This is a genomic window from Acetobacter senegalensis (assembly GCF_001499615.1).
Lineage (GTDB): Bacteria > Pseudomonadota > Alphaproteobacteria > Acetobacterales > Acetobacteraceae > Acetobacter > Acetobacter senegalensis.
The window spans coordinates 1,401,177-1,415,040 of record NZ_LN606600.1; the positions used below are offsets into that span (position 1 = coordinate 1,401,177).

Consider the following 13,864-nt stretch of genomic DNA (forward strand, 5'->3'; position numbering starts at 1 on the left):
AATGAAAATGAATATACATGTTTATATAAAATGATAAACAATCACGGAGGCTACCGATGACGGACGCACCCCTCGCCGCCGCAACAGACCAGATCCTTATGACCGAGCGCGGTGCTGGCCCCAAACCGGTTATCAGAACCTTTTTTGATGAAGCCACCTTCACCGCCAGCCACGTTGTGCATGACCCGGACACAAAAGCCGCGGCGATCATTGATAGCGTGCTGGATTATGAAGCAGCCTCCGGTCGCACGTCCTACGCCTCCGCCGAAAAGATTGTGGAGTATGTCCGCACCGAGGGGCTGCATGTGGAATGGCAACTTGAAACCCATGCCCATGCAGATCACCTCTCCGCCGCCCCATGGCTACAGGAACAGGTGGGCGGCAAGCTGGGCATTGGGGCTGATATTGTCACAGTGCAGAATGTCTTTGGTAAGATCTTCAATGCTGGAAGCGAATTTGCTCGCGATGGTTCCCAGTTTGAACGACTGTTTCATGATGGTGACCGGTTCAAGGTGGGCACACTGGATGCCATAGCCCTGCATGTGCCAGGCCACACACCCGCGGATATGGCCTTCATCATCGGGGATGCCGCCTTTATCGGGGATACGCTGTTCATGCCGGATTATGGCACAGCCCGAGCAGACTTCCCCGGTGGCGATGCACGCATGCTGTTCCGCTCCATTCATCGCCTACTCAAACTCCCGGAGCAGACGCGCCTCTTCCTGTGCCACGACTACAAGGCGCCGGGACGTGATACATTTGCGTGGGAAACGACCGTCGGCGCGGAACGGGCTCATAACGTGCATGTGCATGACGGCGTAACGGAAGACGATTTTGTGAAAATGCGTACCACGCGCGACGCAAAACTCTCGCTTCCCAACCTCATCATGCCGTCCGTTCAGGTGAACATACGAGGCGGCCATATGCCAGAACCCGAAGAGAACGGGGTGAGCTACATCAAGATTCCCATCAACAAGATGTAAGAGGCCACGTCAAAAGCCCCGAGGTCGGTCAGGCAAGGCACCTTTTCCCTGTGAATAGGTTACTTAAAAAAGTTCTGGCCGCCTTCGCCTTTCAGGCTTTTGAAACAGACTCTAAATTTTTCTCTGCTTTTTCCAGTTTTTCAGGCCAGAAATACTCACCATGTCAGATCCCCTTCTCCATACCGGACTGGAAATTTTCTCTGGCATGCTTGTGGGGTTTACACTGGGCCTGATTGGCGGCGGCGGCTCCATTCTGGCTGTGCCACTCATGGTTTATCTGGTGGGTGTTTCCAACCCGCATGTGGCCATTGGCACAAGTGCACTGGCCGTTGCCATCAACGCACTGGTGGGTCTGGCCCAGCACGCCCGCGCCCACACTGTAAAATGGCGATGCGCCGCTATTTTTGCCTCCTGCGGAATTATAGGCGCATTTGTAGGGGCCGCCGCAGGCAAAGCCGTGGATGGCAAGCGCCTTTTACTATGCTTTGCCGTGCTCATGATTGGTGTTGGCATTCTTATGCTGCGCGGTCGCCGCAATCTGGGATGCCCCGGCGCAAGCTGCAACCGGGATAATGCCGCAAAAGTTGCCAGCTTTGGTCTGGGCACGGGTGTATTATCCGGCTTTTTTGGCATTGGTGGTGGCTTTCTGATTGTACCCGGCCTGATAGCCTCAACCGGCATGCCCATTCTCAACGCTGTTGGAACATCCCTTGTTGCAGTAGCCGCATTTGGCCTGAGCACAGCCGCCAGCTACATGATGTCTGGTTATATAGACTGGAATCTGGCGGCACTATTTATTGTAGGCGGCGCCATAGGCAGTGTGGCAGGTACCCGCACCGCGCGCTCCATGGCCCGCTCCACCGGCAGCCTGACGACCTTTTTTGCTGGCGTTATTTTCTGCGTGGCCATTTACATGATCTGGCAAAGTCTGCGCGCTCTTTAAAGCTCCAGCACTCTCACTTTAAAAAAATCATTAACTGATAAAGCGGCCATAAGGCCGCTTTTTTTGTGCTGCCTGATTGGCGCAACCCTTAGATACCAAAGAGATTTTCTAAAAAACATCATTTTAGTCATGGCTTTTCCCCTCCAGAACAGCATGGCTGCCTCTTGGGCATCTGCTTGACACTTAATTGTTTCATGAATATTTTTATGATTGTTAATTTAATTCATTAAGTGTTGATCGTCTTTCGCAGCACTTTCTGTTGCAACCAGGTTTTCCCGATGCGCACACAACAGCACACAGACTGGCAAACTGCAGGTCTGGCACGCCGTGCCACACGCTGGCTGGTGGCTGCCGTCATTTTGGGTGGCGCCTCCTGCGTGCTGTTTGTGCTGCAATTGGCCACATTGGCCCATGCCGTTGATGATCTGACCTTCAAGGGGCATCCCCTTGCCAGCACATATCCCACCTTGGTGCAGGTTGGTGCGCTGTGTGCGGGCAGCCTGCTGCTGCAATGGTTGGCGGATATGGCAGGCACAGAAGCCGGTTTGCGCATCAGCGCTTCTGTACAACGGGATATGCTCCGGCATCTGTTCCGCGCGGGGCCCGTAGGGTGTGCCGCCCTCCCTGCAGGCCAGATCGTCACCACCATGACTGAAGGCACGGCAGCGCTGGAGCCTTATTTTGCGCAGTATATTCCACGCGCAGCCATGATGGTTGTCCTGCCGGGGCTTATTCTAGCCATGGTGTTTCATCTGGATGGCTGGAGCTTCGCCATTCTGGCCTGCACAGGCCCTCTGATTCCCATTTTCATGGCTCTGATCGGTTACAGCGCGCAGGTCATCATGAACCGGCAATGGGTACAGTTGGTGATAATGGGTTCCAGCTTTCTGGATTCCTTGCGGGGCCTTGGTACCTTGCGCCTGTTCGGTCAGACACAGGCCAGTATCACCCGCATGCGTGAAATGGCAGAAGCACATCGTCGTGCCACTTTTTCTGTCATGAAAGTTGCGTTTCTTACGTCAGCAGCACTGGAATTTTTCGCAAGCCTGTCCATTGCACTGGTCGCAGTAATATTCGGGGCGCGCCTGCTGAATGGTACGGCTGATTTTCGGTCTGCCTTTCTGGTTCTGCTTCTGGCGCCAGAATACTTCATGCCGCTGCGGGCTTTTTCCGCCAGCTACCACGCCCGGCAGAACGCGACCGCCGCCGCAGCCCGCATTGCAGAGATCTTTGCAGTTCCGGAGTTGGAGGCGAACTCCCTGCAACCTCGGAATGCCTCAGGCACGCACGGCGCGATTACGGCATTAGAATGCCAGCACGTTTCTGCCGCCTACGCTACAGCTACAGCTACAGCTACAGCTACAGCTACAGCTTTGGATGATGTGTGCTGCAAATTTTCACGCAACCAACTGACCGTCCTGACTGGCGAAAGTGGTGCCGGAAAAACCACCTTGCTGCGTGTGCTGCTGGGTTTTCTGCCCGTGCAGTCCGGCAACATAACGGCATTAGACATGCACGGACACCCTCTTACCCTGCCCCAAGGGTGTGCGGGGTGGCTGCCACAACGCCCGCTGATGATTTTTGGCACAGTGGCGGACAATCTACACTTGGCCAATCCTGATGCAGACATGCACAGTCTGCGCGCAGCAGCCAGACAGGCAGATGCGCTGGGTTTTATTGAGGCTCTGCCAAACGGTTTTGAAACCATGGTAGGTGAACGTGGTACCCTTCTGTCAGGTGGGCAGATCAAACGGCTTGCTCTGGCCCGTGTTCTGCTGCGCGACCCGGAGGTGCTCTGCCTGGATGAGCCCACCGCCAATCTGGACACCGACAGCGCACACCGTATTGCGCAGACCATTCGCCAGTGTGCGGCAAACCGGATTGTCATTGTGGCAACCCATGATCCAGCACTTGTCCGGCAGGCAGACCAGATTCTGCACATTGAAAATGCCCGTGTTGAGAACATCGTGTTCCCGAAGGATGCCGCAGCATGAGACAGTTCTATAGCCTCCTTCCCATTACTGGAGCTATGCGCTGGCGGCTGGCGCTTGGCCTGTTTCTCGCCTGCGTGGCGGCACTCGCCAACTTTGGTTTGTTGTTTCTCTCTGGCTGGCTGCTGGCGGGAGCCGCCTTTGCCGGAGCCGCAGGAATGGCCGCACAGCAGGCCTTCAACATGATGCTTCCTGCAGCAGGTGTGCGTTTTTTCGCAACCCTGAGGATTCTGTCTCGCTATGCTGAACGGCTGGTAACACATGACACGGCCCTGCAGTTGATTGGTGCATTACGGGCATGGACCTATGGCAAACTGGCCCCCTTGGCCCCTGCTGGCGTGAATGACAAACGTGGTGGCGATTTACTCTCCCGTTTTGTGACAGACACAGATCAGATGGGTCAGTATTACACGGACACGCTTCTTCCTTTTGTTCGAGCGGGTGTCTGCTGTGCCGTTGCTATTGGTATAACAGCCGTTTTCTTAAAAACCGCAGCCGTATGGTTAATCGCTGCGAGCCTTGTGTGTGGTGTGGCCGTTCCATTTGTGACGGGCCGTTTGTCTGATGCTCTTCTGGCCCGTGTCGCAACGGAACACGGCGTGCAGCAGGCCGATCTGGCAGAAACACTGCAATCATTGGGTGACTATCTTACGCTTGGCGCAGCAGAACGGCAGCAAGAGCATATCCTTCACCAGCAACACGCCCTTATGGCGGCACTACGCAAACTGGCTGCGCTTGAAGGCGCGGCCAGGGGCATCATCACACTCTGCGCCACAGGAACAACGCTCGCTGTTCTGGCCTCATCTGTTAAAGCCTTTCAAAATCACGCACTTTCCTTACCAGAAGTTCCCATGCTGGTTCTGGGCAGTCTGGCTACGTTTGATGTTTTGGCGCCATTACCTGCCGCACGGCAGACGTGGGGGCGCATCCGCCTGGCAACTACCCGGCTCCACGCTGCGTGCGCGGTTTCTCCTCTCGTTCCAACCCCGGCCATACCCGCTCAGGTGCAGCCACCCTATAACCTCAAACTGGACAATGTCTCCTTTCGCTATCCCGAAACACACCAATGGATATTGCATAAAGCCAGCCTGTCCATTCGGCAGGGGGAGCGGGTCGCGCTGATTGGTCCATCAGGGAGTGGAAAAAGCAGCCTGATTTCCCTTCTTTTTCGGTTTTATCCTTATCAGGAAGGGAAAATCTCCTTTTCTGGCATGGATCTATCTACCTTTCAGACTGAAACACTGGCGCAGAACATAAGTGTGGCGGCGCAGAATTTTCACTTGTTCAACGGCAGCCTGCGGGACAATCTGCTGCTCGCCGCCCCTCACGCCACTGAAGCTGACCTGCAAGATGCGCTGCGCGTTGTACAACTGCATGCGTTTGTGGCCCAGACCCCGCAGGGGCTGGATACGCTGATAGGGAACGACGGACTTAAACTTTCTGGCGGGCAGGCAAAACGTCTGACCATTGCTCAAGCTTTGTTACGCAAAACGCCATGGCTCATTCTGGATGAACCAACAGAAGGCCTGGATGCCGAAACAGAGAATGCGCTCATGACAAGCCTGCTGAAGGCTCGGCCGGATGCCACACTGCTGTGCATCACACACCGCCGTACCGTCCTGCCATTCATGGATAGAGCTATCCGGATAGAAAACGGAGCCTTTCACCCTGCAGAGGAGGCAAGAGCATGACCTAGTTCTGAAACTTCATGATTTTTCTTGAACCAAGGGCTTTTAAAATGGACCTCATCAACCCCACTGTTGTTGACCTTTCGCGCTTTCAGTTTGCGCTGACTGCACTCTACCACTTCATGTTCGTACCCCTCACACTGGGGCTGACCTTCATGCTTGCCGCCATGGAAACAGTGTACGTTGTCACTGGCCGCAAGATTTATAAAGAAATGACCCAGTTCTGGGGCAAACTGTTTGGCATCAATTTTGCCATTGGTGTTGCCACCGGTATCACCATGGAATTTGAATTTGGCACCAACTGGTCCATGTATTCCCGCTTTTTTGGAGATATGTTCGGCACGCCTCTGGCCATTGAAGGGCTTATGGCCTTCTTTATGGAATCAACCTTTGTAGGTCTGATGTTTTTTGGCTGGGACCGGCTAAGCAAACAGGCCCATCTGGCTGTAACCTATCTGGTGGCATTGGGCTCCAACCTTTCCGCACTGTGGATCCTGATTGCCAATGCCAGCATGAACGTGCCGGAAGGTGCACATTTTGACCCCGATACCATGCGCATGCAGTTTGACAGCTTTGTGCATGTCGTCTTCAACCCGGATGCCCAGTCCAAATTTGTGCATACATCCGTTGCCGGATACGTATCCGCCGCGCTGTTTGTCATGGGTATAAGCGCGTTCTACATTTTGCGTGGCCAGCACAAACAGTTTGCTGCGCGTTCCTTCCGTATGGCGGCACTGTTCGGTATTATTTCCACTGTGGCCGTCATTACGCTGGGCGATGTTCTGGGCCGCATGGATTACGAAAAACAGCCCACCAAGATCGCCGCGATCGAAGGCCTGTGGCACACCAGCAAACCGCCATATGAACCGTGGATTCTGGCAGCGCTTCCTGATGATGCAAAACAGGAAAACCACTTTGAAATCGGTGTTCCGTTTGTTCTTACTCCACTGATTACGCATGATTTCAATACTCCCATCACCGGCCTGCATGAACTGGAAGATGCTGCTGGCCCCCGTATTCAATCGGGCATAGAAGCCGTTTCCGCCCTGCGGCGGTATGGCGAGACCCACCAGCAGGCTGATCTGGATGTTTTCCGGGCGCATGAAGCCGATATGGGCTTTGGTTTTCTGGCCACACGTCACGCACCGGGCCAAGATGTCACTACCCTTTCAGCCGAAGCGCTACCTCAGGTTATTGAGGCAACAAAACCGGATATCTTGCCGAATGTTTTTGTTACATTCTGGGCTTTCCGCCTGATGGTGTTTCTGGCGCTGTACTTCTTCGCGCTGTTTGCCATTTCCTCCTATGTCAGCCTCAAGAACAGGCTTGAACGTAACAGGCTGCTGCTGCGCCTCTGCCTGTGGTCCATCCCTCTGCCCATTTTGGCGACTGAGTTCGGGTGGATTACCGCAGAAGCAGGCCGGCAGCCATGGACGGTGTTCAACAGGCTGCCCACGTTCCTGTCTGCCTCTACGCACAGTGTATCTTACATGCTGTTCTCGCTGGCCGGATTTGCCGTGCTTTACAGCATTTTTATCGCGGCAGAACTGTACCTGATGTTCAAGTTCGCACGCCTTGGGCCGGAAGCGCATGATACCCCTCAGACCTCACCCGATCATCTGCACCTTGGGGGTGCTGCGTCCACTCCGGCAGCAGCCCATTAAAGGGTAATGAGAGAGAAAATCCGTTATGGAACTTTACGCACTTCTCAAACTGATATGGGCAGCACTCCTGTGCATTCTGTTCATCGGCCTGGGGTTGATGGTGGGAATGGACATGGGCGTAGGCACCCTGCTGCGCTTTGTGGGCCGCAATGATGGTGAACGCCGCACGGCACTGAACATTATCGGCCCGCACTGGGACGGCAACCAGGTGTGGTTCATTCTTGGCGGCGGCGCGATTTTTGCTGCGTTCCCCACCCTGTATGCCACATCTTTTTCCGTGTTCTATGTGGTCATGATCCTGCTGCTATTCAGCATGATCCTGCGCCCTGTCGCTTTTGAATACCGCTCAAAAGCAGATAGCACGCTCTGGCGCGCCAGTTGGGACTGGGTTTTCCTGATCTCAGGTTTTCTACCCATGTTCATTTACGGTGCAGCCTTTGGCAACATTCTTAAAGGTGTAGGCTACCATTTTGGCTGGAACGGCCAGTACTATCAGGATAGTTCATTTCTTTCCTATCTGCTGAATCCGTTTGTCATTCTGTGTGGGCTGATGTCTGTCTCCCTCAGCGTCTATCAGGGGGGCGTGATGCTGATGATGCGGTCTGAAAACCCGATTTACAGCCGTGCCCGTACCTACGCCCAGCGCGGGGGGCTTCTGGCAATAATGCTGTTTGCCATAGGGGGATTGTTTATCAGCCGCATGAAAGGTTTTGTTCTAACAGCCCCGGTTGATCCGGCCATGCCTGCAAACCCATTGCACGGACAACATGTTGCGCAACTGGCAGGTGGCTGGCTGCATAACTACGCGGCCCACCCGGTCCTGTGGTTGCTTCCTGTTCTGGGTTTTGCCAGCATGACACTAGGTGTGCTGGCTGTTCGCGCCCAGAAGGCCATTCTGGCATGGTGGAGCGGTCTGGGCTGCTGGATTGGGACTATTGGCACAGTTGCCGCCGCCATGTTCCCGTTTCTGATGCCATCCACCACCGTTCCAGACCAAAGCCTGAGCATATGGAACAGCACCGCCAGCGCGTATGGCCTGACCTGCATGTTGGTGGTGGCACTGATCTTTGTGCCGATTATCCTGTGTTACACATCCTGGTGCTATTACGTCATGCGCGGCAAGGTACGCACGGCGGATATCATCCATGATTCCCATAGCTACTGAAGGAGCCCACCATGTCTCTTCTCCGCATGGCTGGTCTGGCCATTGTTCTTGTTATCTCTCTTCTGTTTGCTGTTTTTGTAGGAGATCAGGGCCCGTGGTATTTTTCCTGGGTAATTGGCACCGTGATGATCATCCTCATCTCCGGCGCAGGCGCCATTTTGCTGGATGCGCAAATGGATTCTTCTTCTGATAAGGAGGTATAATCATGATGGGTGATCTTGAAGGGGTAATTCTTTTTATTCCTTTTGTATATCTTGCGCTTTATTGCATTGCGTATCTTTTCGGACGCAAGTTTTTCCCATAAGATACATCTGTTCTAACACAATCAAGCCTCACAAGCTGCCGCCTTCATGCCCCTGTCCTAGCCAGCGGCATGAAGGCGGGCCTCTGCCAAAGCTGTATGCAGTTGTGAAAAGATATTCTCTTTTCCTAGAACATCTGAAATCACATGCCTGTCCATATCTGCCCTGAGATACGGACTGACCCGCCCAAATATCACACGTATATGGTCATGTTGCAGTATGGTCAGAATGTTGCGTACAGCCACTGCGGCTGAATAATCCACATCTGTTATGGCGCTTGCGTCAATCACAATGCACCGCACAGATGGATGAGATGTTTCTGCCAGAACCCGCAGATCTTCGACAAACCGATTACAATTTGCATAAAACAGGTCCGCGCAGAAACGATAGATCACAACACCGTTTTCCGGCTGCACACCGCTTTTTATAGGCTGGGCCTCCATAGCGCCTGTTTGCGCATCTTCTTTCAGAATCATGGTATGTGGCAGATAGCTATGACGAACATGCCGAAAAAGCGAGAGAGCGATGGCAATAAAGATGCCCTGCTCCACGCCCAACCCCACAACCGTCAACCCCGTAATCACGGCCAGACCGAACTCGCCGGGGCTTTCCCGCCGGATGTGCCCCAACGTGCGCAACTGGATCATGCCCATGGCAATATTGAAAACAATCGCCCCCAGCACACAGCGCGGCAAAAATTGCAGCGGTTTGGTCAGAAACAGTAAAACGCATACTGTTATGGCAGCAAACACAAGTTGCGCCCTCTGGCTCCGTGCCCCTGCCCTGACCGCCATGGCCGTTTGTGTGGGGCTACCATTTACGGCAAAAGCTCCACTTACAGCAGCCGCTGCATTCGCGGCACTCAGGCCAAGAATGTCAGCATTTTCATCAACCGTTTCATTGAACTGATCTGCAATGGCACGGGATGTTGCAGCACTTTGCGCGATCATTACAAACACGCAGGATGTTGCCACCGGCAGCAGGGCCAGCACGTCATCCCACCCGACCCAGGGCAGACTCAGGGCTGGCAGACCACCAGACACAGGCCCGACCACCTCAAACCCATACGCCTGCAGGTGATAGAACCAGCTTGCACAGATGCTGCCCCCCACAACCAGCAGAGCCCATGGCAGGTGTGGCACAAAGCGGTTAACGAGAAAGAGGCCGAGGCTCACCACACCTGAAAACAGGAGAGCCTGTGGCACAGCGTGGGGAAGGCCACGCAGAAGCTCCCCGATCTGATAGAGGGGATGGTGGGTGTGCGCAGTCAGGCCGAGCATGTCAAAAAGCATGACAATACCAACCTGAACGCCGACCCCCGCCATAAAACCCACCAGAACCGTGCGGGACAGAAAATCAGCCAGAAACCCCAGCCGGAACAACCGCGCCACCAGAAGAAACCCGGCACACAGCAAGGCAACCATGCTGACAAGCGCACTGTAATGGGCGGACCCCGGCTGTGCCATTTCAGACAGCGCACTGGAAAAAATAGCTGCTGTGGCGGAATCTGCCGCCACCACCAGATGCCGCGATGATCCGAACACAGCAAATGCCACCAGTGGCAGCAAAACGGTATAAAGCCCGGTGACCGCAGGCATGCCCGCGATGCGCGCATACCCCAACACCTGAGGAATATTCATGGAAGCCAGAGAAAGCCCGGCAAAGCCATCCCTCACCCAGCCGCGCACACCATCCGCAGTTTTAAACCGATTGCACCATTGCTTTAATCCGGGCCACCACATTGCACATCATCCTCATGCGTCATCATTGCATAGGAGGCTATTTGAAAAATCTGTCATGCGGATCTGCTGGCCTTCTCGCCTCCAACCGTCATCTGCCGATTTTTCAAACAGCCCCTCAGGAGGTTGTGCCGTTATTCCGTGCATTCGTCACCTTTTGTTCATCATCCTTGCGCATGGTGCCTTTGGCCTAACAACTCTTGCTCGCCTTTAGCGACCTCCCCATCATCACAAAAAAACGGAGCCTGAGGGAAAACACCCGGTAGAGGTGCTTGCCATCAGAACTCCGTTTTGATGTGAGAGACAGGAGGGAAGACCCCCTCTCCCGTCGGGGTCAGGCGTTTAGCAGATTTATGCGCTTTTTCCGTCTGCGTGATCCTTATGGCATGCAGCGGGCAGCACACCTGTCAGCGCCTTGATGGTGGCTTTCTCTGACAAGCCACTCTGTTTTGCCAGTGTTTCAATCGCATGCGCTGGCAGGAGTTTTGTCACCACGTCTTCCGTTGTAGCTGCCGGGCGACGTTCCTGTTCCCACTGCTTTACCTGATCATGCAGGCCGTGGATCTGCGCATTCTGGCGCAGTTCGTGTTCCCCAGTGTTTCCATTATGCTCCAGATACTGCACGAGAGCCGAAAACAGGCCAGAGGTATCCGTTGTGGCCGCGGTAAGGGTATCCGCAGCTTTGGTCATGACAGAGTTCAGCTGTTCCGTTGTTGAGGCGGTCATATCGTTCCTCCCTGATAAGGTGGGACGGACATTCTGCCCAACAGAGCCTCTGAAATGAGCTCCAGGCAGACCCCGGCCAGTGTGCCGGGTGGTCCGTTTCATAGCGGTTCGGTATTTCCAACGATCAACAGCGGCATCTGTTGCACAGATTTTTATGAATTCTGTTTTCATTGATCTGAGCAACAGAAAAACAGGCTTCAATTTTCAGGAATATTCTGAAATTTTTATCCAGAAAAATTAGAAGATTGTTTCCAGAATTCCGCCTTCAACCCGCAGGGCTGCGCCACTGGTAGCGGACGATTCCCGCGATGCCACATACAGGACCATGTTCGCCACTTCCTCAACCGTCGCAAAACGTTGGATGAGAGAAGAAGGCCGGTTCTGCATGACAAAACCATGGCTGATTTCATCAACAGATTTTCCGGTCTTTTCCGCTTCCTGCTCCAGCATGGTTTTCACACCTTCTGACATGGTAGGACCGGGCAGAACGGAATTGACCGTAACCCCCGTGCCAGCCATGCGCTTTGCAAGCCCACGAGAGACAGCAAGCTGCGCTGTTTTGGAAAACCCGTAATGAATCATGTCTTGGGGAATATTTTGCGCGGATTCAGAGGAAATGAAAATTACACGTCCCCATTTCTTGTTTTCCATACCCTTCAGATAAGCGCGAGACAGCCGCACCCCGGACATGACATTGATATGAAAATACTGCTCCCAGATATCATCCGGGGTTTCAAAGAAATCCTTCGGGCCGAAAATACCCACATTATTGACAAGAATATCACAGGCGGGATGAGCAGAGACCAGCGCATCACACCCTTCCGACGTGCTCAAATCCCCTACAAACGCTTCTATTTTCGCCTTGGGTGCTACTTTGCGAAGCGCTGCTGCTGCTTTTTCACACGCATCCTGCTTACGCCCATTGATAACAACCTCCGCCCCGGCAACAGCCAAACCGCGCGCTGTGGCAAAACCAATCCCTGCGGTAGACCCGGTAACAATGGCCTTAAGGCCTGACAGATCAAACTGCATGCCAGCTTCTCCCTTAAATCTTGTGATCTTTACAGGTACCATCACGCCATCCATCACACGACACAACGGATGGAGTGAGGCGTGTCTGCTATCACAACAACATAAGGCGCATGGAGTTCAATACCAATGACGCATGGCTGCCACCATCAGCCTATTCAGCCGCAACCGCTGCCTGATACCGGAAGCGGGCTGTTGCGGGATCACAGCGATAACTGGCTGCCACCGTATCATCCTGTATGCAAAGTTCATTTACGGCATTGATAATATACGCCACTTTGGCATCATCCATCAGCACGCTGAAGTTCAGGCGCACCCAGCCGGGTTTTTCAAGCTCCTGCCCGGCCTGAATGGCCTGCAGCAACGCGCGGGACTGTTCCTGTCCAATCCCGAGCACTCTGTGCGCGTATGGTCCCGCGCAAGCACACCCCCCACGTGCCTGAATGCCATACAGATCAGACAACATGCGTGTGAACAGTTGATGATGCACAACCCTGCCAGCATCATCTTTTACCCGGAATGAGAAAATGGGCAGATGCTTGCTGGCATCCGGATTGCCCAGGAGTTGCAGATGCGGGTTCGCCTGCCAGCTTTCACGGGCACGCTGATATAAGGCTGCATTGCGGCTGGCCATATAGGCATCACCAATTGCGTCTTTCACCAGAAAGCAGAGTGCTGCCCGAATATCTCCGATCGTATCGGGTGTGCCTGCTTCCTCCCGCGCGACGATGCTGCCCGAATAGTCGTGCCCCCACGGCGAGACAAATCTGACCGTGCCGCCACCCGGTAATGACGGATTTGTTGCATCCACGGCAGCCTCCCGCACAATCAACACGCCTGATGCGCCGGGACCACCAAGAAATTTATGGGCCGAAACCACTACGGCGTCTTTCTCCCACCGTGTACCGGCCTTCATGTCTATTGGCATATAAGGGCCGCCTCCGGCATAATCCCATACAGACCGAGCACCGTGGCGTTTAAATATTTCCGTGACAGCATCTACATCTGTTATAATACCTGTTACGTTTGATGCGGCTGAAAATGCGCCTATTTTCAGACGGTGAGGCCCCGCTTTTGCCAGACACGCTTCAAGCTGCTGCAAATCTGGGCCGCCATTCGGCGCCTCCTGAAGTTCCACCAGTTCCGCACCACTTTCTCGCCATGGCAGAATATTGGAATGGTGTTCATACGGGCCGAGCACAACCAACGGCCTTTCACCTGCCTGTACTGCGCGGTTTACCCCCAGCAAATGCACAAGACGGTTCAGCCCGGCCGTTGCGCCGTTCCCCGCAAAAATGGTGGCGTACCCATGCTCGGCACCGCACAGGCGGGCGATTGTCTGGCGGGCAGCCAGACGCAGACGATTCATGACCTGCCCGCAGAAAGAAGCCTCCGTATGGCTGTTGGCGTAATAGGGCAGAACGTCTGTCGCGATGGTTTTTTCAATAATTCCAAGCGCCCGGCCAGAAGCCACGTAATCCGCATAAACCAGTGGCCTTACCCCAAATGGGCCGGAAATAGGCAGACCATCACCGATCACATCCTCCCGCAAACGGGTGACGACATCTGCCCCACGTAAATTTTCGGCAAAACGGGAGAAAAGAAACTCTGGGCCAGACATCATGGTGCTTTCT

At 54.2% G+C, this 13,864-nt stretch carries 11 protein-coding genes; 7 read left to right on the forward strand and 4 right to left on the reverse strand.

From position 1 onward, the window contains the following. Window positions 1-56: 56 nt before the first annotated feature. From ASN_RS06250 to ASN_RS06280, 7 genes are all read left to right on the forward strand, one after another. Window positions 57-983: an MBL fold metallo-hydrolase gene (locus tag ASN_RS06250; protein ID WP_058987594.1), complete on the forward strand. Its 927-nt coding sequence runs from the start codon at window positions 57-59 to the stop codon at window positions 981-983. A 160-nt stretch (window positions 984-1,143) separates the two neighbouring features. After that, complete coding sequence (locus ASN_RS06255; protein ID WP_058987596.1) at window positions 1,144-1,926, forward strand: sulfite exporter TauE/SafE family protein; 783 nt, start codon at window positions 1,144-1,146, stop codon at window positions 1,924-1,926. 278 nt (window positions 1,927-2,204) lie between these two features. After that, window positions 2,205-3,920 carry a thiol reductant ABC exporter subunit CydD gene (gene cydD / locus ASN_RS06260; RefSeq protein WP_058987597.1) on the forward strand — a complete coding sequence of 572 codons (1,716 nt, stop codon included), beginning with the start codon at window positions 2,205-2,207 and terminating at the stop codon, window positions 3,918-3,920. After that, entirely contained in the window at window positions 3,917-5,608 is a 1,692-nt protein-coding gene (cydC, locus tag ASN_RS06265; RefSeq protein ID WP_058987599.1) for a thiol reductant ABC exporter subunit CydC, read from the forward strand. Before cydD ends, cydC begins: the two co-directional genes overlap by 4 nt. A 47-nt stretch (window positions 5,609-5,655) precedes the next feature. Then, window positions 5,656-7,269, forward strand: a complete 1,614-nt coding sequence (locus tag ASN_RS06270; protein WP_058989186.1) for a cytochrome ubiquinol oxidase subunit I — start codon at window positions 5,656-5,658, stop codon at window positions 7,267-7,269. Between the two features lie 25 nt (window positions 7,270-7,294). Then, window positions 7,295-8,434: a cytochrome d ubiquinol oxidase subunit II gene (gene cydB, locus ASN_RS06275; RefSeq protein WP_058987604.1), complete on the forward strand. Its 1,140-nt coding sequence runs from the start codon at window positions 7,295-7,297 to the stop codon at window positions 8,432-8,434. Window positions 8,435-8,445: 11 nt separating this feature from the next. After that, a complete protein-coding gene (locus ASN_RS06280; protein WP_058987606.1) occupies window positions 8,446-8,637 on the forward strand; it encodes a hypothetical protein in 192 nt (63 codons plus the stop codon). A gap of 158 nt (window positions 8,638-8,795) precedes the next feature. On the opposite strand, the gene ASN_RS06285 is transcribed toward ASN_RS06280, so the two are convergent. From ASN_RS06285 to ASN_RS06300, 4 genes are all read right to left on the reverse strand, one after another. Beyond that, window positions 8,796-10,478, reverse strand: coding sequence for a SulP family inorganic anion transporter (locus ASN_RS06285; protein ID WP_058987609.1), 1,683 nt, complete (start codon window positions 10,476-10,478; stop codon window positions 8,796-8,798). Between the two features lie 348 nt (window positions 10,479-10,826). Next, a complete protein-coding gene (locus ASN_RS06290; RefSeq protein WP_058987612.1) occupies window positions 10,827-11,201 on the reverse strand; it encodes a YidB family protein in 375 nt (124 codons plus the stop codon). 237 nt (window positions 11,202-11,438) lie between these two features. Further along, complete coding sequence (locus ASN_RS06295; protein ID WP_058989188.1) at window positions 11,439-12,233, reverse strand: SDR family NAD(P)-dependent oxidoreductase; 795 nt, start codon at window positions 12,231-12,233, stop codon at window positions 11,439-11,441. Window positions 12,234-12,384: 151 nt separating this feature from the next. Continuing rightward, the gene (locus tag ASN_RS06300; protein WP_231948412.1) at window positions 12,385-13,854 is read right to left on the reverse strand and encodes an aminotransferase class V-fold PLP-dependent enzyme; all 1,470 of its coding nucleotides are present in this window, start codon (window positions 13,852-13,854) and stop codon (window positions 12,385-12,387) included. Between the last annotated feature and the right edge of the window lie 10 nt (window positions 13,855-13,864).